Below are 19186 nucleotides of genomic sequence, written 5' to 3'. Positions count from 1 at the left end.
GCGTGGGGGGGGGCCCGCCGCCGGGGGGGGGGGGGGGGGGGGGGGGGGGGGCCCCGGCCGCCGCCCCCCCCCCCCCCCCGCGGCTCTTCGGCCTCCCGGTTCTATGGGTTCTGTCACACTGGACAGAGCACAAAACGCTGCGCTGTGAGGAGTGATCTGATGCGGGACGATCAACGACGCGAGTACGACGAGCAGGACTTGCGCGTCGGAGACCACAAGAACAGTGCCGCCGGCGTCACCGGCGTTGCGGTCGCGTTGAAACGCTCGTTGCGGGAAATGGGCATAGTGCGCTCGGCCGAGACCCTTCTCCAGCTCAATCAGGAGGAGGGATTCGACTGCATGAGCTGCGCGTGGCCCGACCCGGAGCCGGGGCACCGGAAGACCGCGGAGTTCTGCGAGAACGGTGCCAAGGCGGTTGCCGAGGAGGCCACCCGCGACCGGGTCACTCCCGAGTTCTTCGCGCGGCACAGCATCGCCGATCTCTCCCAGCACAGTGAGCTCTGGCTGGGCAAGCAGGGACGCATCACGCACCCGATGGTCAAACGCCCCGGTGCCACCCATTACACACCGATCGACTGGGACGACGCCTACGCGCTCATCGGCGAGCAGCTGCGTTCACTCGACAGCCCCGACGAAGCCCTCTTCTACACCTCCGGCCGGGCCTCGAACGAGGCGGCGTTCGTGTACCAGTTGTTCGCCCGTGCATTCGGCACCAACAACCTGCCCGATTGCTCCAACATGTGCCACGAGTCCACCAGCATCGCGTTGCAGGAGTCGATCGGTATCGGCAAGGCCAGCGTCACGCTCGACGACGTCTACAACGCCGAGCTGATTATTCTCCAGGGCCAGAATCCCGGCACCAATCATCCGCGCATGCTCACCGCACTCGAAGATGCCAAGCGCAACGGAGCAAAGATCCTCGCGATCAATCCGCTCCGCGAGGCGGGCCTGGTCAACTTCCGTAATCCGCAGACCCCGCGCGGTGTCGTCGGGCACGGCACGGACCTCGCCGACCTGCACCTGCCCATCGCGGTGAACGGCGACCTCGCGTTGATGCAGGGGATCGCGTCGTTGCTCGTCGAGTGGGATGCGATCGATCACGATTTCGTGCGGGAGTACACCGACGGTTTCGAGGACTGGAAGCGGCATGTCCAGAACGTCGACTGGGACGAGGTGATCTCGGCGACCGGGCTGTCGCGGCAACTGATCACCGAGGCGGCCCAGATGCTGCGGCGGTCGAAGGCCACGGTGTTCTGCTGGGCGATGGGTGTGACGCAGCATCGCAACGCCGTGGCGACCATCAAAGAAATCTGCAATGTCGCGTTCGCACAGGGGAACATCGGCCGACGGGGTGCCGGCCTCATGCCGGTGCGCGGCCATTCCAACGTGCAGGGCGACCGCACCATGGGCATCTGGGAGCGCCCGCCGCAGCACTTCCTCGACGCGCTCGAGAAGGAGTTCGGTTTCGACCCGCCGCGCGAATACGGCTTCGACACAGTCGATTCCATCCGCGCGATGCGGGACGGCAAGGCGAAGTTCTTCCTCGGCCTCGGAGGCAACTTCGTGCAATCCGCCCCCGACACGGTGGTCACGTCCGAAGCCATGTCCGGAATCGACATGACCGTCCACATCTCCACCAAGCTCAACCGGTCTCATCTGGTGTGCGGAGATACAGCGCTCATCCTGCCGACGCTCGGACGAACCGAGAAGGACGTGCAGGCATCCGGTCACCAGTTCGTCTCCGTCGAAGACACGGAATGCTCGGTGCACGCCTCCCGTGGTCCGCTCGAACCGGCCAGTGAGCATCTCCGGTCGGAGGTCTCGATCATCACGAGCATCGCCGAGGCGACGATCGGGGACCGTTACGGCATCGACTGGAAGGCGATGCGCGACGACTACGCGAACATCCGCTCGCGGATCGCGAGGGTGGTACCCGGATGCGAGGGGTACGAGGTCAATGTCCGGCGGCCCGGCGGATTCATCCTCCCGCACCCGCCGCGAGATACACGGACTTTCCAAACCGAGACGGGGAAAGCAGAATTCGCGGTGTCCCCGATCGAGGTCGTCCAGGTGCCCCCGGGGCATCTCCTCTTGCAGACGCTGCGCAGTCACGACCAGTTCAACACCACCATCTACGGGCTGAGCGACCGCTATCGCGGTATCGAGGGCGGTCGTCGTGTGGTGTTCATGCATCGTGAGGACATCGCCGCGGCGGGGCTCGACCCGGGCGACATCGTCGACCTTTTCACCCGGTGGGACGGTGACGAGCGGGTGCGCTGCGCCCATCGGTTCCGCGTCGTCGAGTACGACGTGCCGCGCGGGTCTGCGGCGGCCTACTACCCGGAGACCAACCCGTTGGTCCCTCTCGATTCCACTGCTCTCGAAAGCAATTGCCCGACCTACAAATCGGTCGTGATTTCGATTGCGCCCACGGGCACCCGCAGCAGCGAGTGCCCCGACGTGTGCAGCACTCAGGAAGTGGGATCCGACTGGTCGCACAAGACGCGCCCCCAGCCGGAGCATCTGTCGTAACGCTGCTGCACGTGGTGGTTCAGAGAATCCCCTCGCGGAGGAGCGTCTCCGCGTCCGCGAATGCGCGGGCGCGGCGGCGGATCGCCGGGGGGCCGGGGGGATTCCCGTTCCACTGATCGAAGAGCGTGCTCAGGCTCAGTACGAGGCGTTCCGGCGACTCCCACTCGCGCCACTGCCGGAATTCCGGGCTGCGCACGAGTTCTCGTGCCGCCTGCAGAGGTGAGAGGCCGGCCCTGTGCCGGTCACGACCCGCGTCGTTCACCCACGCCCAGTAATCGCGCAGCGCCCGGATCTCGGCGTGGCCGCACAGTGGCCCGTGGCCCGGAACGTAGGTTGCGGCGTCCCACGAGATCAGTCGCTCGAGTGCGGAGAACCAGTTCTCCATCGGCCCGTGCCACAGGATCGGCGTCGAACCGATGAAGAGCAGGTCGCCTGCGAACACGACACCGGCGTCGGGAACATGGGCGACGAGATCGCCGGCGGTGTGACACGGCCCGAGCCGTTCGAGTTCTATTCGGCGGTCGCCGATGTCGATGATGTCCCGCGTGTCGAAGGTGCGGTCGGGCAGGCGTGGGGTGCGACGGGGAAAGCGAGCGCCGCCGCGCACGCGGGCAACATACGCACCTGCGGCGCCGACCGGCCCCGGCAGTGCGCCGAGCACCCCGCCGATCCCCGCCAGCGCACCGAGCGCCGCTGGTGGAAGATCCTCGTGCATGCCGGCCAGGGCGGCACGGCTCGTCGTGATCCGCGTGGACGACGGCAGGGTGTCGTTGCCCCACCAGTGGTCACCGTCGCTGTGGGTATTGACGGCCTCGGTGATCGGAGCGTGCGCCACGAGAGGTTGCTGCACCTCCGCCACGCGCTTCGCCCACGCCGTGTCCCAGACGGTGTCCACAACCATCGACGCCGTACCCGGAGCGACGATCAGCCCGGTGTTGGCCTCGCCCCAACCTCCCGACGGACGCACGAAAGCCCATACCCCGTCGCCGATCTGTGTGAGTCCGCTCATCATCCGCCCCCGTCGCCGTCCCCTGCGTGCTCGCGGGGTCAGGTTACTCGCCGGGGTGCCGGGAGCGTTTCGAGGCGCGAGAGCCCGGGTAGCCGGTCGGAGCCGCGAGCCGGCCCCCGACCGACACAGAAGTCCGACCGACACAGAAGTCCGACCGACACAGAGGAATGCACTCGACAGGAGTCACCCCGCATGAAGCTCACTACCGTCCTCGCCACCGCCGCAGCGACCACTGTGACCGCGGTCGTCGGTTCCATCGCTTCCCGCGAAACGGATTCCAAGTGGTACCGCAGGCTGCGCAAGCCCGGCATCCAGCCTCCGGCTGCGGCATTCCCCGTGGTGTGGACGGCGCTCTACGCGGATATCGCGGCCACCTCGGCGGTCGCGATCGACTCGCTGACCGAACGCGGGGATCACGACGGCCGGCGCAAGTACGTCACTGCGCTCGGCGTCAACCTGGTGCTCAATGCGTCCTGGTCGTGGGTGTTCTTCGCGTGGCACCGGCTCGTTCCCGCGACGCTCGTGGCCGCTGCTCTGGCCGCGAGTACGGTCGACCTCACGCGCCGGACGGCGGCGGCGAACCCGGTGGCCGGGGCGGCGCTCGCTCCCTACGCCGGCTGGACGAGTTTCGCGACCGTGCTCTCCGGCCGGATCACGCAGCTCAATCGCTGATCGCGCTCACGCGCTCGGCGGACGGGCCTGCGTGAGGCCACCGCCCGCGTGGGCGATGATGGAACCATGCTCGAAACATCGGTGATCATCGGGATCGGCTCCATCTGCATCGGCTTCGTCTTCTTTCTTCTTGCGGCGACGGGAGCACGGTCGCGCTGGGACAGGAAGGTCACGATCACGTTGTTCGTGATCGCGATCGTGTTCATGACGATCATTCCGGTGATCGGTGCGGTCGGCTTCGCCGCCTGACCACCTTGTGTACCGAATCCGGCACGAGGCGCAGATCTAGGACCGAAGCCGACCGCAATCGTTTCTACCGTGACAGCATCGACGGAATCCGGAAACGAGGAGTGGTCATGAACCAGAGCACAGTCACCGGTGAACACGCGGACATCCTCGAGATGCTGGCCGAGCAGCGCGAGATGTTTCTCATCACCGTCCGCGGAATCGACGACGAGCAGGCCCGCACGCGCTCGACCGCGAGCGAGCTGACGCTGGGTGGCCTCGTCAAGCACGTCGCGAACACCGAGCGGTCCTGGATCGAGACGATTCGTGAGATGGACGAAAACGCCGAGGTCACGGACATGGATGCGCAGATGGAGCAGTACTTCATGCGCGACGACGAGTCCCTCGCCGACCTGCTCGAGAACTACCGCGCGATCGCGGATGCGACGGAGGAGTACGTCGCGACACTCGACCTGAACCGACAGGTGCCGCTTCCCATTGCTCCGTGGACGCCTACACGGGAATGGATGAGTGCCCGCAAGATCCTCATCCACATCATTCGCGAGACCGCCCACCACAGCGGACACGCCGACATCATTCGTGAATCACTCGACGGCGCCAACACGACGCGACAGCGCGGCGAGGCGGCGGGCATGGAATTCGACTGATCGCCCCGCCCGCAGGACGACGGTTCGGTACGGGATGAGCGAGACGTTCGAGGACGCACTGGCGGAGCGACTGTCGACGGTCCTGGGCGCGTCGTGCGTGTTCACCGGCGTCGAACGGCTCACCGGCGGGGCCAGCCGCGAGACCTGGTCGCTGACGACGAAGTCCGATCCCGCGGTGCCACCCGAACTGATCCTGCGCCGCGACCCGCCGGGCCGAGAAGATCCCACCCGAATGTCCATGGAAGCAGCGGCTTTCGTGGAAGCGGGCAGAGCGGGAGTCCCAGTACCGGAGATCCTGGACAGCAGTGGCACCGAGCCGTTGCCGGGTATCGGATCGTACCTGGTGATGTCACGACTGCCCGGCGAGGCGCTGCCCCAGCGTCTGCTGCGCGACGAGCGGTTCGGTTCCGTGCGACCGCGCCTACCGTACGACCTCGGGCGCGCGCTCGCCCGACTGCACCGGATGGACCCGGTGGCGGTGCCGGGCCTTCCGGACTACGACCCGATGGAGTTTCTGTTCGGCGAGTACACGCGGACCGGAGATCCGTTGCCCGCTCTGGAGGCGGCGTTCTCCTGGCTGAGAGACAACCGGCCAACGGCCACACGGAAGTCGGTCGTGCACGGCGACTTTCGTAACGGAAATATCCTCGTCGACGAGGACGGCATCCGGGGGGTGCTGGACTGGGAGCTGGCGCACGTGGGCGACCCGATGGAAGATCTCGGCTGGCTGTGCACGAAGACATGGCGATTCGGGTCGCCGCACCCCGTCGGAGGGTTCGGGTCGCGCGACGACCTGTTTCGCGGTTACGCCGAGGAATGCGGTGTGACACCGGATCCGGATGCGGTGCGCTGGTGGGAGGTCTTCGGGTCGCTGCGGTGGGCGGTCATCTGCCGGGTGCAGGCGATGCGTGCGGGCGAGGACGGCGACAACACCCTCGAACTGCTGGCCATCGGCCGTCGCGTCGCGGAATGCGAACACGACCTGCTGGACCTGCTCGGTGTGCCGGTGAGCGCGACCGGTGATGTCGCACAGGCCGGTGACGACCGGGCAGACGAGTTGTTCGGCACTCCCCGCATCGGCGAGTTGCTGCGGGCGGTTCAGGATTTCGTCGTCGACGCGTCAGCAGGGGCCGACCCGCGGACCGTCTATCGCTCTCGGGTCGCCGCGCATGTTCTCGGTATGGCCGCGCGCGAGTCTGAGGTGGGATACGCGGCGCGAGAAGAACTTCGCGCGCGGCTCGCGGCCCTGGGTTATCGCACGGAATCGGAACTCGCACTCGGCCTGCGCGCAGGTGACGTCACTCTCGGAGACACACCGGTCGGCTGCGTCATCCGAGATCTGGCAGAAACGCGGCTGAGGGTCGCCAACCCGCGGTATTGAGCGTCGGCGCACTGTCTTCTCGGTGCACTTCCGGCGGACGACCCGCGTGCTCGGGCATAGGCTTGTCCGGTACCGATCCTCACCTCGAGAAAGGCTCGATTGTGCCGAAGCCTCCGGTTCCTGCCGCCGTTGCCGAGTTCCTTGCCCAGCCCAATTACGCCACCATCAGCACGCTGCGGGCCGACGGGCAACCGGTGTCGGTGCCCACCTGGTACATGTACGAGAACGGTCGCATTCTCGTGAACATGGACGAGGGACGAAAGCGGCTCGAATACCTGCGCCACGACCCGCGTGTGAGCCTGTCCGCGATGGATCCCCAGGACTGGATCACCCACGTCAGCATCCAGGGCCGGGTGGTGGAATTCGTCGACGATCCGGATCTGGCCGATATCGACCGCATCTCGACGCACTACACCGGCCGCCCCTACCACCAGCGCGACAGGCGGCGGGTGAGCGCGTGGATCGAGATCGATCATTGGCACGCGTGGGGACGACTCGCGAACGCCTGACCGGTCGCTATCGGGTCGGCGGATGCCGCCTGCACCGCGAGGAGGCTACTTTTCGCAGGCGATGCCGTCCCCGTCCCTGTCCAGGTGGGCTGCATACCCGGGTTCGCCTCTACGGATGGGAGCGGCACCTGCTGCCTTTACCTCGCCGCAGTTCTTGTACGACGCACTCGGTTGCGGCGGAGGCGTGTACTCCGTCGTGGGCGGAGGTGTGTACTCCGCGGTGGGCGGAGGCGTGTATTGCGTTGCCGGGGGCGGGGTGTACGCCGGGGCAGCCGGTGGCGTGTAGTCCGTTGTCGCGCTGGTTGTCGTTTCCACCTGAGGGACCAACGGCACCGGAGCGGGAGCCTCCGAGGTCGTGGTGGGCGCCGGGGTAGTCGTCCGGAGCGTTGTCGTCGTGGTGGGTCGCGCCGTCGTTGTGGTCTGAGCTGCCGAACTGGTCGTCGTAGACACGACCGAGGTGGAATCAGGCGCCGGTTGTTCCTCGCCTACGGCTGCTCCGAGGGCCAACAGCCCCACGAACCCTGCGCCGACCACCCACGGCCACTTCCGGCGCTTCCTTTCCTCGGCCGGCGGGTTGCCCCCTGGATCGACAGAACCGAAGACCTGGGTGGGAGTATCGCTACCTTTCGGCCTGGTTTGCTCCGTCCACCGTTCACCGTCCCAATAGCGGTCGACGGACGGGTCGAAGGGGTCGGGATGCCAGCCGGCAGGAGGATTCATAGTCGATCCGTTCTGAGGAAGTGTGTTCCGTCAGAACGTCGGGGATACCGGTCGGTTTGTTACACCGCAAGCAGGAGCGCCGCCCGTCAGATGACGCCGATCCGCTTCGCGGAGTTGCGCACCTGGAACGCCATCACGATCAGCAGCGCGCCGAACAGGATCGCGTAGATGCCGACGAGGAAGATCAGGCTGAGGATGCCTTCTCCGGGGAAGATGAGAAGGATCAGGCCGAACACCACCGCGAGGACCCCGGCGATCACCGACCAGACCCACCCGGATTCCGGGACCTTCCGGAATCGAAGGCCGCCGACGATGCCGGTGATGCCGTACAGGATGGCGTAGAAGGCGACCACGTACAGCAGGGCGAGCGCGGTGATCCCGGGCCAGACGAGAGCCACGATGCCGGCGACAACCGACACGACAGCCATCGCGAGCCACCACCCCCACCCGGCGAGCGACGCGCGGTCGCGTACCGCGTGGGCACCGAGCACCACCCCGTCGACGATCGCGTAGATCGCGAAGACGATGACCAGTGCCCACACCGTGATGTTCGGCCACGCGAGCGCGACGATGCCGAAGAGCACGGCGAGAACGCCGCGGATGAGGACTACCCACCAGATTTGCTTGAACAGCGACCTGAACGGGTCGGAGGGAGAAACAGGGTTCGCGGACATGGGAACTCCTCGTGATGACACCTCGAAGTCGTGATCTTGGTGTGCTCAGAATAGGCCCGCGGCAGTGGCCGTGACCCGAAAACGGCACCGCTGCATCGCGGGGGGGGGGGGGTGCGGCCCGTTCGCAGAAGGGTCGGTGGCATCGTGAAAACTGATGCGGCAGGATTCGCCGCCCCGACCCCCGGCGGACCTGCGACCGAAAGCGAGGCGAAGTACTGTGTGGCCCGATCATTGGCCGAAGACGACCCAGCGGATCGCGTCCGCGACCGATGCGGCTCTCGTTGCTGCGCGCGCCGGAGCGAGCGAGGTCTTCGGCGATGCACTCGACGATCTGGTCGGGCTGCCGTACGAGACGGTCACCGCGGTCCATGCCGGGATGATGCGGGAGTTGTTCGAAGAACTTCATCCCGACGGCCTGACGGGTGAGGACGTGCAGACCGTTCTCACGCGAGCCGTACGCGACGGTGTGCGATGGCTTCCGTCGATGCAGCCCGACGCGGTGGTCGCGGTGATCACCGGCGCTCTGGGGGTGCAGGACGTCGAGGCGACGGATCCTCGTATCGCGCCGGAGCAGTACCTCACCGCCGGGCTGTTGGTACTGACCGATCTGCTCGCCGCGCGGAAGGCGGCCCCCGGTCCCTGCCTGCGCCGGGCGATCGCGGAGATCGAACGGTCGGAAACGATGGAGATGCCCTGATCTCGCAGCGCCGGATGGGATCACGGCGTGCCGGCGATGCGGCTGCCGATCAGGAGAACGTCTGATCTTCGACGTTGCGTGCGATGCGCCGCAGCAGGCCCGTCAGTACCTCGAGTTCGTCCTCACTCAGCCCGTCCAGCATGAGCCGCTCGCTCTGCACCCGCCGCGGTAGTTCCGACTCGACCAGGGCACGGCCGGTATCGGTGAGGGACAACAGCACGACGCGTCCGTCCCGCTCGAGGCGAAGCCGTTCCACGAGTCCGAGTTTCGCGAGTCGCTCGGTGTGCTTGGTGGTGGACGCACCGGAAATGCCGGTGACCGAGGTGACTTCGCTGGCACGCAGCGGATGGGGGCTTCGCGCAAGTGCGCTGAGCACCTCGAATTCGGTGCGTCCGATGCCGCGCGGTTCGAGTTCCCGTTCGAGTCGGGTGAGGGCGAGTGCACCGATGCGGGTGATGCGGCCGATCACGTCGAGGGGTCGGAGATCGAGGTCGGGGTAGAGGTCTTCCCATGCGCGACGGACGCGGTCGACGTAGTCGGGGCGGTCGGAAGACGAGGGCATATGCGCATTCTAACGGCCGGAGCGAATCGCTTCGTAGATAATTTATCCCCAAAGTATTATCGTGGGGGGAATGCAGCGTTCCTCCTTCGACACGCGTGACAGTCGCGTGCAGCACTCGGTACGCGCGCTGGCCCATTCCGTCTCGCCGTCCGCTTGGCACGACGTGGTCGAAATGCGCCGCGCAGACCCGACTGTCGCGATCGCGATACGCGTCGGTCTCGCGACGCTCATCGCGCTCGTCGGTGGTGGATTGCTCGGATACAGCGAGGTCGCAGGTTTTGCGGCGCTCGGATCGCTGTGCTGTGCCTTCCTCCGCCACGAGCCGTACCCGCGGATGGCGGGAAAGCTCGCGTGTATCGGAGCGTGTGTCGTCGCATACACGTTCGCCGGTGCGGTGCTCGGCGCGCTCGGACTCTCGATATGGCTCCAGATCGCGGTGCTGTCGGTGGCGGCAGGACTGGCCTATCTATTCCTGTCCGCATTCAGGATGACGGGCCCGGGACCCGTCATCCTGATCTTCGCCGCCGCCGGCGCGGCAGGTTTCGCCCACACCGGTTCCGACGTGCGGATCGCCACCGCCGCGGCCGCGATGGGCGCACTGGTCGGCTGGATCGTCGCGCTGCTCCCGGCGCTCTGGAATCCACACGGGCCGGCGCGCGTCGCCGTGGCGCGTGCCCTCGCGGCGACCGCTGCTCTCGAGACCGAGGGTGAAGCAGCCGTGTCCGCCGCCCGCGTGGCGGCCGCGCGGGCGCGGGAAGTGATCGCGCTCGGCAGCCGCAGGGATTCACACACCGCCGAACTACTGGCACTCGTGGTCGCCGCGGAAGCAGTGATCGACAGCGGGCCACACGATACCTTCGCGGGACGCCGCGCCGACTTCGTCCGATTCGAGGCGGAACTGCGGAAGACGCGCCCCACCATCGATATTCCTCGCGAGGACATCTCGGCCGTGCCGGACCTCGAGCGCCCCCGGGGTTTCGTCCGTGAGGGAGCGCTGCTCCTGCGAGACCGGGCGCTGTTCATCGGCGCGTGCCGCGTCCTGGCAGCTTCGGCACTCGCGGGAGGCTTCGCGGCGGCCGTCGGGTTGGAGCATCCGCTGTGGGCGACGATGGGCGCGATGGCCGCCCTGCAGGGCGTCAATTACCGGCACACCGTCGCCCGTGCGATTCAACGTCTGCTCGGCAACGTCGTCGGGGCTCTCATCGCGGCGGCGGTGCTGGTACTCGATCTCGGTTATTGGCCGGTCGTCGCGGTCATCGTGCTGCTCCAGACGATCACCGAGTTGTTCGTCACCCGCAATTACGCCGTCGCAAGTATCTTCGTCACCGCAATGGCACTGTTACTCACCGGAATCGGCGAACCACTCGGTGCCGATATCGCGCTCAGCCGAGTCGGGGACACCCTCATCGGCGTGGTGGTGGGTGTAGTCGTCGCCGCGGTGACCATCCACCGCGACGATCGACATCACCTGACTTCCTGATCAGGAGTGCGCTGCCTCGAACCGCTCGAGGATGTGCGACGGAATGCGGCCCCGCGAACTGACGTCGAAACCTTCGTTGCGGGCCCAGTGCCGGATCGCCGCCAGTTGTTCCGGGGAGCGGGTGGACGGAATGGTCTTGCGCTTGCGGGCCGCCCGTGGCCGGGACGGCTTGATCACCCGTTCCGTGACATCGGCGCGCGCGGCCGGTGTGCGTGCGCCGGGGGGCTTCTTCAGCCACGGACGTAGAACGGCCCAGAACTTATCCGCGTTGGCCGGACGGAGGTCGATTTCGTACTCCACGTCGTCCACGGAGATCCGAAACGATTGCGCCAGACCATCGGCGATGGGTTGACCGTCGATGTCGTCGAAATACTCGACGCGCACTTTCTGCGCCACGCTATTCTCCTTGTCCCCGAAATGTTGCAAACGCGACGCTAGTTGTTACTCCCGGGTACGTACAACTCGCGCACATAAAGTGCGACTCGCTCGACGAGATGAGTGAAGAAATATTCGGGTTCCGTACCGACCACGATGTCGGCATCGGGTTCTCGTCCCCAGATTCCCGACCAGTCGGCGACCGTCGTGCCCCGAGTGATCCGCCCGTCGAGTTCGACATCGACGGTGGCGGGTCGTGTCACGAAGGGGACGGTGCCGAGTGCCACCGCCGCGGCGAACGGATCGTGCACGTGGGCGAGGTATCCCAGGTTCTGGTCTCGATGGAACTCCATGTAGAACCGCAACGCATCGGACAGGTGGCGTACGACAGGAACGGACGCCCGTGATCGCCGGCCGCGGGGATCGTCCGGCGACAAGTCTTCTCCGGGAACACTTCCCGCGAGCTCTGCGATCCGGGCGATGTGCGCGGGATGCATCTCGATCGACTCGGTCGTATCCAACGGGCAGAGCAGCGGACGCCGCTCGGGGGCGAGTCCCGCGAAGGCATCGAACACGACTTTCGCGGCCTCGGGATCGACCGCGACGTTCCACTCCGAAGTCGGCGTGGTGTTGCCCGGGTGATTGAAGCAACCTCCCATCACGACCAGTCGGCGGAGCCGGGTGAGAACACCGGGGTCGAGACGCACAGCGAGAGCGAGGTTCGTCAGCGGTCCGGTGACGAGTCCGGTCAGTTCCCCGGGCCGCTCGCGCGTGAGTTCGACCCAGGCCTCGGCAGCGGAGCGTGCCGAGGGGTCGCGCGTCGGCGCAGGCAGTTCCGCGTAACCGACACCGCGGGGGCCGTGCGTATCCTCGGTCGTCATCAACGGTGCGACGAGGGGCACCGCCGATCCCACCGCGACTTCGATATCCGGGCGGCCGCACACCTCCAGCCACGCAAGGGTATTCGTCGCCACCTGGTGCACCGGGACATTTCCCGCGGTGCACAGGACTGCGGCGATCTCCGCCTCCGGGCTCGCCAGCAGGTACAGCAGGGCGAGGGCGTCGTCGATGCCGGTGTCGACATCGACGAGCAGTGGGATCGGTGCCCGGGCCGTATCTACCTCGTGTGCGCGCACGCGCTCATCTTCGCCCATCGCTTTCGGTGCCACCTCCGGGGGCGTCCCCGGTGAACGGGCTCACACCTGCACTTGCGAGAATCCGGAAATGCCCCAACGCCCGGAACGTGGATTCTTCACCGAAGCCGACGGTATCTACACGCCGACGAAATATGCGGCCAGTCCGTGGTCGGACACCATGCTCAACGGGCCGTGTGTGAGCGGGCTGATCGCCCGGGAACTCGAGAATGCGCACGCGCCGGACGGATTCGTGCCGGCGCGCTTCACTCTCGATCTGTTCGCACCGGTCCGCAACGAGCCGATCACCTTCACCACGACCCGGGTGCGGGACGGGAACCGGATTCGGGTCGCCGACGCAAGCCTGATCCAGGGCGGGAAGGTGTCCGCACGGGCAACGGTCGTGTACCTGCGGCGGTCGGAGCAGCCTCCGGGATCGGTCTGGACCCGCGACGAGCATCCGGAGCCACCCCGGGAAGTACTCGATTCCCCTCCGGCCACGGACACCTACTCCTGGTACAGCAGTGACGGACGGTGGTCGAGGGGGCGGTCGGAACACCAGAATGCGGATCGCAAACGCCTGTGGTCGAGGCAGCTCCCGGTGATCGTCGGTGAAGAACAGTCGCCCTTCGTCAACACCGCGATGGTGGGTGAGGGAACGAGTTTCGTGACCAACTGGGGCGACAAGGGTGTCGGATTCATCAACGCCGACGTGACGCTGGCGTTGTCGCGCCTCCCCGAAGGCCTCGAAGTGGGTGTGGAGGCGGACAATCACATCGGCACCGACGGGGTCGCGGTGGGCACGGCCGTGCTGTTCGACAGGCTCGGTCCGTTCGGGACCGGGGTGGTCACCGCGCTGGCCAATGCGCACCGGCAGGTCGACTTCGGCTGACCCGCTCAGCTCCGTCCGGTTCGGCGTCCGTCCCCATGATCGGGATTCCTGCCGGGCCCGTTCGGGCCGGGCGCGTTCCTCGGATCGGTGATCCGAGGACGAATGGCCGCGTTTGTCCGAAACAGGTGGACCGGGCTAGCCTTGATCCTCATGAAAAAACCGGCTGGCTTCATGGTCTCTGCGTTCACCGCTGTCACGATGGCCGTAGGTCTCCTCGTCGGTACGGCCACGTCCACTGCCCAGGCGCGCCCCGCTTCCGCCTGCGCGCCCCGCGTGGACGCCGGGGTCATGGCGGAAATAGCGGACATATCGGCACCCGAGAACAACCGGACCCTGCAGGACGCTCGCGACAACGTCACCGAGATCGCCGAGCTGTGGGGTGACGCGGGAGACCCGCGCGGCGGATTCGCGGTCGTCTACAAGGAGATCCTCGACACCACCGTCCCCTCGATCGAGCGCGGCGACTACGACGATTCGCAGTGGGCCGAGGACCTCGCCGTGGACTTCGTGCAGCGCTACCTGGCAGGCGTGCACGCGCATGCGACGGGCGAGCCGGTGCCCGCGCCGTGGGAGCTCTACTACCGGACCGCGACGGACTGCGAGCACTCCGGCGGTCGTGTGGCCACCAGCGGGATGAGCGCGCATCTGCTGCTCGACCTGCCCGCCGCGCTCGCCGCGGTCGAGACCCCGGCTGAACGGTGGGACGACTTCAACCGGTACGGCGAGGTCCTCGGCACGGCGACGCCGAACATCATCCGCGAGATCGAGGCCGACTACGGAACCGATCTCACCGAACTCTTCTCGGTGTCGATCGTGGGCGACGTCATCGGCAGTGAGCGTGCCTCCGGGATCTTCTTCCAGACGGTGCGCGCGGTGGCATGGGCCAGCAGCCGGGCACTGATGTCCCCGGCCACGGAGGGCGCGGGCGAGGCCGCGATGTGGGCCGAGTGGCACGCCTCGGAGGTCGTTCTCGACACCGCGGAAGCCATCGGGATCTTCTGACCGGCCGAGCGCCGGCAGTGCGACCGCGGGGCGGTCACCCGAGGTGGGTCACCACGACCCGCACCGTCCCGTACACGGCGGTCCCCGCCGTGACGAGCGCGAAGATCGCGATCCAGATCCCGGCCGGTATCCGGGTGAGCCCCCGCAACTGATCGGCGTCCGAGCCGCGCCCGCGACCCTGCCGGTGGGTGCGTGCCAGTTCCAGAACCGGACGCGTCGCGCCGAGGAGCAGAATCCAGGTGATCAGATACGCGGCTGCGTAGCGGACCACGGGATCACCGAAGTAGGCGGCCGCACCGACCAGGGCGCCGGCGAGAACCACCGAGATGAACCCGTAGAGGTTGCGGATCAGCAGCAGCAGGACCGCGAGCGCTGCGAGGATCGACCACAGCACCGCGGCGGGACGATCGAGGGTCAGCAGCGTCGCGGCCGCGAAGCCCAGGACGGCGGGGCCGGTGTACCCGGCGAAGGTCGTCGCGATCATTCCGGGTCCGCGGGGGTTTCCGGAGGACACCATCACACCGGAGGTGTCGCTGTGCAGCCGGATCCCGGAGAGTTTCCGCCCGACGAGAGCGGCGACGAGCGCGTGGGAGCCCTCGTGTGCCTGCGTGATGACATGCCGGGTCTTGAGCCACAGCGGCCGCACCCACACCAGCGCAAGGGCGATGACCGCGGTACCGACCACCAGCCATGTCGGAGCCGGCTCATCGACTGTGGAGACGGCCTGCCACGCGGACTGCACCGCATTCGTGAAGGAATCGAGGGTGGACGCCACCGGTCACCTTTCCGTGTCGGGCCGCCGAGTGCGGCCCCGTCGAACTGTCGGGGAGGACGGACGCGTCATCGTACGGTGCGCGCGGAGGGCAATGCGCCCGTCGATAACCTGGGAGCCATGCTCAACCCTCGCACCACGCAGATCCGTGCGGGTATCGCCGATTCGTGGGCCGTCGGCCTCGGCCTCGTCCCCCTCGGACTCGCGTTCGGCGTGGTGCTCACGCAGGGCGGGTTCGAGTGGTGGTGGGCGCCGGTGTTCTCCACCGTGATCTACGCGGGGTCGATGGAGTTCCTGGCGATCGGTCTGATCGGCGCCGCGACGCCCCTTGCGTCGATCGCCGCCGCGACGCTGCTGGTCAATTTCCGTCATGTCTTCTACGGACTGTCGTTTCCGCTGCACCGGATCCGCAGTCGCATCGGACGGCTCTACGGCGTCTACGCGCTCACCGACGAGTCGTACGCGATCGTCGCGCCCAAGGCACGCGACGACCTGTCCGGCACCCGGATCCTCACCGTGCAAGTGGTGTGCCAGATCGTGTGGGTCGCGTCGGGCACGGTCGGTGCGCTGATCGGAGCGGTGCTGCCCGCCGGACTGGAGGGTCTCGAGTTCGCCCTCACCGCGTTGTTCGCGGTGCTCGCGATCGATGCGTTCCGTGCGAACCAGGACGTGCCCGCGCCCGTGATCGCACTGGTGTGCGGTCTCGTGGCGATGCTGGTCGCGAAAGAGCAGATGCTGGTGATCGGCCTGACGCTGTTCGTCGCGGCGTTGTTCGTCCGGTTCGTCTACCGGAATGCGACGACTCGTGCCTGACTCGCTGCCGGGTGCCGGATACGTATTCACCGCGTTGTTCGTGATGTTCGCGGTGACTGTGGCGCTGCGCGCGGCGCCTTTCGTGGCGTTGTCCGCTTTGCGGGACTCGGCCTTCGTCGGCTTTCTCGGCCGCACGATGCCCGCGGGGGTCATGGTGATCCTGGTGATGTACACACTGCGTGACGTCGGGCAGACGACGTGGCTGCCCGCGACCGTCGGCCTGGCGGGAACCGTCGCGGTGCACGTGTGGCGCCGCAACGCCGCTCTCAGCACGGTGGTGGGGACAGGTCTCTATCTGGTCGCGTCCACCGTGTGGGGCTGAGCCTCCTGCTGCGCCGCCGGTACGTCTTCGGACACTCCGGATTCTTCGGCCAGTGCCGGGCGGCGGCTGCGCGCCGCGATCACCGCGGCGACGAACACCGCGATGGCTGCGAGGCACTGCGACGTGCCGAGTACTTCGAGAAGGAGTTGTTCCACCCATCCTCGCGACGCCGCGTCGCGCAGCAGGTGGTTGGGCCCGGCGAGGAAGACCAGGGTGGCGGGGAGCAGGACGGGCCACCAGGAGCGATACCGGGGTGCGACGAGAAGCGGCACGAGGAACAGCGCGTACACCCAGTGATGGGTGACCGCGATGGGTGCGGCGAGCAGCGACGCGAGGCCGACGAGCGCGAGCGCCACCACGGGTTCGTCCGCGCGGAGGAAGCGGTAGGCGGCCCACGCGGTGGCGGCCACGATCAGCGCGGCGCCGGCCAGCCACAGGGCTTTGCTGAGGCCCTCGGACAAGTCGAATCGCGCGATGAGCCCGGTCAGTGCCTGATTCCGGAAGAATCCGGGGTCGCCCGCACGATCGGTCGCGAAGAATTCCTCGGTCCAGAAGAAGACGGTCGACTCGGGCCGCAGCCAGTAGCCGAACGCGACGGTCGCGATGAACGCGCCGAACGCGCGCGCTACCGACGGCAGATCCCGGCGCAGCAACAGGAGCAGGCCGAATGCTGCCGGAGTGACCTTGATCGCGGCGGCCAGGGCGATACCCACACCGCGGAAGCGCTTGGGGATGACCCCGAGGACGTCGGCGACGACGAGCGCCATCAGCACGATGTTGATCTGGCCGAACGCGAAGTTCGAGCGGAACGGTTCGAGGAAGAGGACGACACCGAGCGTGGCCGACGCGATCAGGCCGGCGTGACCGATGTCCAGGCGACGGTAGATCACCTGCAGCATCCACCACACGAGTGCGATGAGTCCGGCCGTCCACACCACCTGCAGCACGGCGCTGCTCACCAGAGCCATCGGAGCGAAGAGGAAGGCCGCGAACGGTGGGTAGATGAACCGGAACCCGGAATGACTGAAGAAGCCCTCGGTGTAGAGCGGTGTGTGGTGGAGGAAAGCCCAGCCGGCGTCGCGGAATACGTCGAGGTCCATGAGGTATTCGGTGGTCGCGTCACGCATATAGCCCCACACCGCCAGGACCGAGACCACGAGACCCACCGCGATCAACGCGGATTGCACAGGTCGGGAGCGGACTTCGGTCAACAGCACGGGCGGGTACCTCCGGGTCGGAAACAGATGTGGCTACGTTACACAATCGTTGTAATTTCCGTGGAGGGACGAGAAGCATGGTCCCGCAGCCGCTTTGGCATACCCTGTTCGCCGGCTTCTAAATGTGATCTCTCTCACGACTGAGACGTCCGGAGAATATTCAGCGCTCTAGAAATAACGCTAGATAGGCGAATATTCTCCGGACGTGGGTCACGTCCCGCTGATCTCGTTCGGCGTGTGTGGAAGGGAACCGGTGCGAATGTCGCCGGAGGAGAGGTCCACCGCGTGGAGCGAGTCGGTCGCGGGATCGGTGACGAACGCGGTGCGTCCGCTCACCGAGAGCGCCGGTCGCGGCGTCTGCCAGTCCTCGGGTTCGGTCCACTGTGCGAGGACGTCCATGCGGCGGATCGTCTCCCCCGATTCCGGATCGAGCACGTGGAGGGCTCCGTCGGTGCCCAGTACGACCGCTTCACCGTCGGGGCCGCGGCCGAGCGAGCGGAAGGTGTAACTCGTGCCCAGGTCCACCAGCCGGATCTCGGCGGTACGGGTGTCTACGAGCGCAACGGTTTCGGGCCGTTCGAGGTCTGCATCCGGATCGGTCTTGTAGTCGCCCAGTACGACGGGGGAGGCCGGAGATCCGGCCTGGTTGCCGATACGGCCGTAGTCGTCAGGGCTCGTGGCTTTGGTAAAAGTGCCGTTACGGTAGATCATCATGCCGTCCTGGCACCCGAAGGCGATGGTCTCGCCCTCCGCTACGGCTTCGCCGTGTACGCCGGGGCATTCTTCGGTGCGGGCAATCTTGCGCCTGCTCGAATCGAGAAGTGCTATGCCCGTGCGAGAATCACTGTCTCCGAGCGTGACGAGAAGCGATCCGTCCGCGAGTGCGACCACGACCCCGTGGTGTGCGTGTGGGGCGGTGTAGGACTCGGAGTCGGTAACGCCTTCTGTAGCAGCGAGACCGGAAGGATCGATCAACTCGGCCCGTCCGGTGGCGTCGTCGAACAGTGCTGTCGTACCCCCGTGGGCGACAACGTGTCCCGGTTTCCCGGCGGGGAAGACCGTCTCGGTGAGCGCGGCAGGGCCGGAGTAGTGGTGGCGGTGGTCGCCGTGGCGCTCCGACCAACTGCCGGTATCGAGCGCCCGGAACCCGCCCTCCGTGGAGATCATGACGTGGCGGCCGTCGCCTGCGGGGGCGAGCCGGGTGAATCCGCCGAGCGGGACGTCGTCCACCACGGTCAAGTTCGTTTCGTCGACGATCAGGACCCCGCCGTCGTAGGTGAGCGCGAGACGCGGTTCGGCGGCGGAGACCTCGGCCGGGGCCTGCTCGGGTCCGCTGCCGGGCTCCTGCGCAGGAGCGGGGGCAGGCGCCGAGCATCCGGCGGCCAGTGCGGCGGAGAGCGCGACCGTGAGCGCGATTCCGCGCGGAGAGGGAGTTTTCATGGGTACAGAAATATCCCGTAATGAAAATGGATGTCAAAGTCGGTTATGCGTACATCTGCATTCGGCTCTCTACGACACGCGCTAGAGCAAC

At 67.0% G+C, this 19186-nt stretch carries 21 protein-coding genes; 12 read left to right on the top strand and 9 right to left on the bottom strand.

The window, feature by feature from the left end; translation table 11 throughout:
* The first annotated feature begins 159 nt into the window (after positions 1-159).
* Positions 160-2532, top strand: coding sequence for an FdhF/YdeP family oxidoreductase (locus ACFWBU_RS13070; RefSeq protein ID WP_169623012.1), 2373 nt, complete (start codon positions 160-162; stop codon positions 2530-2532).
* A 19-nt stretch (positions 2533-2551) separates the two neighbouring features.
* Here the strand turns inward: ACFWBU_RS13070 and ACFWBU_RS13065 are convergent, their stop codons facing one another.
* Complete coding sequence (locus ACFWBU_RS13065; protein ID WP_169623011.1) at positions 2552-3541, bottom strand: MBL fold metallo-hydrolase; 990 nt, start codon at positions 3539-3541, stop codon at positions 2552-2554.
* Between the two features lie 192 nt (positions 3542-3733).
* Between ACFWBU_RS13065 and ACFWBU_RS13060 the strand changes: the two genes are divergently transcribed.
* The 5 genes from ACFWBU_RS13060 (at position 3734) to ACFWBU_RS13040 (ending at position 6996) form a co-directional block, all read left to right on the top strand.
* Positions 3734-4213, top strand: coding sequence for a TspO/MBR family protein (locus tag ACFWBU_RS13060; protein WP_169623010.1), 480 nt, complete (start codon positions 3734-3736; stop codon positions 4211-4213).
* A gap of 66 nt (positions 4214-4279) precedes the next feature.
* Positions 4280-4462 carry a hypothetical protein gene (locus ACFWBU_RS13055; RefSeq protein ID WP_072700725.1) on the top strand — a complete coding sequence of 61 codons (183 nt, stop codon included), beginning with the start codon at positions 4280-4282 and terminating at the stop codon, positions 4460-4462.
* 107 nt (positions 4463-4569) lie between these two features.
* Positions 4570-5106, top strand: a complete 537-nt coding sequence (locus ACFWBU_RS13050) for a DinB family protein (RefSeq protein ID WP_169652842.1) — start codon at positions 4570-4572, stop codon at positions 5104-5106.
* A gap of 34 nt (positions 5107-5140) precedes the next feature.
* Positions 5141-6487, top strand: a complete 1347-nt coding sequence (locus tag ACFWBU_RS13045) for a phosphotransferase family protein (RefSeq protein ID WP_378528450.1) — start codon at positions 5141-5143, stop codon at positions 6485-6487.
* A 101-nt stretch (positions 6488-6588) separates the two neighbouring features.
* Complete coding sequence (locus tag ACFWBU_RS13040; protein ID WP_169623007.1) at positions 6589-6996, top strand: PPOX class F420-dependent oxidoreductase; 408 nt, start codon at positions 6589-6591, stop codon at positions 6994-6996.
* Positions 6997-7041: 45 nt separating this feature from the next.
* On the opposite strand, the gene ACFWBU_RS13035 is transcribed toward ACFWBU_RS13040, so the two are convergent.
* Complete coding sequence (locus ACFWBU_RS13035) at positions 7042-7716, bottom strand: excalibur calcium-binding domain-containing protein (protein WP_378528449.1); 675 nt, start codon at positions 7714-7716, stop codon at positions 7042-7044.
* A gap of 86 nt (positions 7717-7802) precedes the next feature.
* Positions 7803-8390 carry an HdeD family acid-resistance protein gene (locus ACFWBU_RS13030; protein ID WP_378528448.1) on the bottom strand — a complete coding sequence of 196 codons (588 nt, stop codon included), beginning with the start codon at positions 8388-8390 and terminating at the stop codon, positions 7803-7805.
* Positions 8391-8607: 217 nt separating this feature from the next.
* On the opposite strand from ACFWBU_RS13030, the gene ACFWBU_RS13025 reads away from it, so the two are divergent.
* Positions 8608-9087: a hypothetical protein gene (locus ACFWBU_RS13025; protein ID WP_169652845.1), complete on the top strand. Its 480-nt coding sequence runs from the start codon at positions 8608-8610 to the stop codon at positions 9085-9087.
* A 49-nt stretch (positions 9088-9136) separates the two neighbouring features.
* On the opposite strand, the gene ACFWBU_RS13020 is transcribed toward ACFWBU_RS13025, so the two are convergent.
* Complete coding sequence (locus ACFWBU_RS13020; protein ID WP_169652846.1) at positions 9137-9649, bottom strand: MarR family winged helix-turn-helix transcriptional regulator; 513 nt, start codon at positions 9647-9649, stop codon at positions 9137-9139.
* Between the two features lie 70 nt (positions 9650-9719).
* On the opposite strand from ACFWBU_RS13020, the gene ACFWBU_RS13015 reads away from it, so the two are divergent.
* Positions 9720-11129 carry an FUSC family protein gene (locus ACFWBU_RS13015; RefSeq protein ID WP_378528447.1) on the top strand — a complete coding sequence of 470 codons (1410 nt, stop codon included), beginning with the start codon at positions 9720-9722 and terminating at the stop codon, positions 11127-11129.
* Here ACFWBU_RS13015 and ACFWBU_RS13010 read toward each other — a convergent pair whose 3' ends face one another.
* Positions 11130-11525, bottom strand: coding sequence for an Lsr2 family protein (locus ACFWBU_RS13010; protein WP_169652848.1), 396 nt, complete (start codon positions 11523-11525; stop codon positions 11130-11132).
* 38 nt (positions 11526-11563) lie between these two features.
* Complete coding sequence (locus tag ACFWBU_RS13005) at positions 11564-12658, bottom strand: nucleoside hydrolase (RefSeq protein ID WP_296550370.1); 1095 nt, start codon at positions 12656-12658, stop codon at positions 11564-11566.
* A 70-nt stretch (positions 12659-12728) separates the two neighbouring features.
* Between ACFWBU_RS13005 and ACFWBU_RS13000 the strand changes: the two genes are divergently transcribed.
* Complete coding sequence (locus tag ACFWBU_RS13000) at positions 12729-13529, top strand: acyl-CoA thioesterase domain-containing protein (protein WP_169622918.1); 801 nt, start codon at positions 12729-12731, stop codon at positions 13527-13529.
* A 150-nt stretch (positions 13530-13679) separates the two neighbouring features.
* Positions 13680-14531, top strand: coding sequence for a DUF5995 family protein (locus tag ACFWBU_RS12995; RefSeq protein WP_378528446.1), 852 nt, complete (start codon positions 13680-13682; stop codon positions 14529-14531).
* Positions 14532-14565: 34 nt separating this feature from the next.
* Here ACFWBU_RS12995 and ACFWBU_RS12990 read toward each other — a convergent pair whose 3' ends face one another.
* A complete protein-coding gene (locus ACFWBU_RS12990; RefSeq protein ID WP_169652850.1) occupies positions 14566-15306 on the bottom strand; it encodes a M50 family metallopeptidase in 741 nt (246 codons plus the stop codon).
* Positions 15307-15423: 117 nt separating this feature from the next.
* Between ACFWBU_RS12990 and ACFWBU_RS12985 the strand changes: the two genes are divergently transcribed.
* On the top strand, positions 15424-16116 hold the full coding sequence (locus ACFWBU_RS12985) for an AzlC family ABC transporter permease (RefSeq protein ID WP_378528445.1): 693 nt from the start codon (positions 15424-15426) through the stop codon (positions 16114-16116).
* Positions 16109-16438 (top strand): branched-chain amino acid transporter permease, encoded by a 330-nt coding sequence (locus ACFWBU_RS12980; protein ID WP_378528444.1) that lies wholly within the window; start codon positions 16109-16111, stop codon positions 16436-16438. The genes ACFWBU_RS12985 and ACFWBU_RS12980 overlap by 8 nt, the downstream gene beginning before the upstream one ends.
* Here the strand turns inward: ACFWBU_RS12980 and ACFWBU_RS12975 are convergent.
* Positions 16408-17655: a glycosyltransferase 87 family protein gene (locus tag ACFWBU_RS12975; protein WP_296550373.1), complete on the bottom strand. Its 1248-nt coding sequence runs from the start codon at positions 17653-17655 to the stop codon at positions 16408-16410. The two genes, ACFWBU_RS12980 and ACFWBU_RS12975, sit on opposite strands and share 31 nt — an antisense overlap.
* 210 nt (positions 17656-17865) lie before the next feature.
* Positions 17866-19095 carry a zinc metallochaperone AztD gene (gene aztD / locus ACFWBU_RS12970; protein ID WP_378528443.1) on the bottom strand — a complete coding sequence of 410 codons (1230 nt, stop codon included), beginning with the start codon at positions 19093-19095 and terminating at the stop codon, positions 17866-17868.
* Positions 19096-19186 lie beyond the last annotated feature (91 nt).

The organism is Rhodococcus sp. NPDC060084 (assembly GCF_042730335.1).
Classification (GTDB): Bacteria; Actinomycetota; Actinomycetes; order Mycobacteriales; family Mycobacteriaceae; genus Rhodococcus.
Note: the sequence above shows the minus strand (reverse complement) of the source record. Positions and strands in the feature narration are given on the sequence as shown.

Coding starts and splice junctions, on each gene's coding strand:
- ACFWBU_RS13070 (WP_169623012.1), top strand. CDS start 160: ATGCGGGACGATCAACGACGCGAGTACGACGAGCAGGACTTGCGCGTC.
- ACFWBU_RS13065 (WP_169623011.1), bottom strand. CDS start 3,541: ATGAGCGGACTCACACAGATCGGCGACGGGGTATGGGCTTTCGTGCGT.
- ACFWBU_RS13060 (WP_169623010.1), top strand. CDS start 3,734: ATGAAGCTCACTACCGTCCTCGCCACCGCCGCAGCGACCACTGTGACC.
- ACFWBU_RS13055 (WP_072700725.1), top strand. CDS start 4,280: ATGCTCGAAACATCGGTGATCATCGGGATCGGCTCCATCTGCATCGGC.
- ACFWBU_RS13050 (WP_169652842.1), top strand. CDS start 4,570: ATGAACCAGAGCACAGTCACCGGTGAACACGCGGACATCCTCGAGATG.
- ACFWBU_RS13045 (WP_378528450.1), top strand. CDS start 5,141: ATGAGCGAGACGTTCGAGGACGCACTGGCGGAGCGACTGTCGACGGTC.
- ACFWBU_RS13035 (WP_378528449.1), bottom strand. CDS start 7,716: ATGAATCCTCCTGCCGGCTGGCATCCCGACCCCTTCGACCCGTCCGTC.
- ACFWBU_RS13030 (WP_378528448.1), bottom strand. CDS start 8,390: ATGTCCGCGAACCCTGTTTCTCCCTCCGACCCGTTCAGGTCGCTGTTC.
- ACFWBU_RS13020 (WP_169652846.1), bottom strand. CDS start 9,649: ATGCCCTCGTCTTCCGACCGCCCCGACTACGTCGACCGCGTCCGTCGC.
- ACFWBU_RS13015 (WP_378528447.1), top strand. CDS start 9,720: ATGCAGCGTTCCTCCTTCGACACGCGTGACAGTCGCGTGCAGCACTCG.
- ACFWBU_RS13005 (WP_296550370.1), bottom strand. CDS start 12,658: ATGGGCGAAGATGAGCGCGTGCGCGCACACGAGGTAGATACGGCCCGG.
- ACFWBU_RS13000 (WP_169622918.1), top strand. CDS start 12,729: ATGCCCCAACGCCCGGAACGTGGATTCTTCACCGAAGCCGACGGTATC.
- ACFWBU_RS12995 (WP_378528446.1), top strand. CDS start 13,680: ATGAAAAAACCGGCTGGCTTCATGGTCTCTGCGTTCACCGCTGTCACG.
- ACFWBU_RS12985 (WP_378528445.1), top strand. CDS start 15,424: ATGCTCAACCCTCGCACCACGCAGATCCGTGCGGGTATCGCCGATTCG.
- aztD (WP_378528443.1), bottom strand. CDS start 19,095: ATGAAAACTCCCTCTCCGCGCGGAATCGCGCTCACGGTCGCGCTCTCC.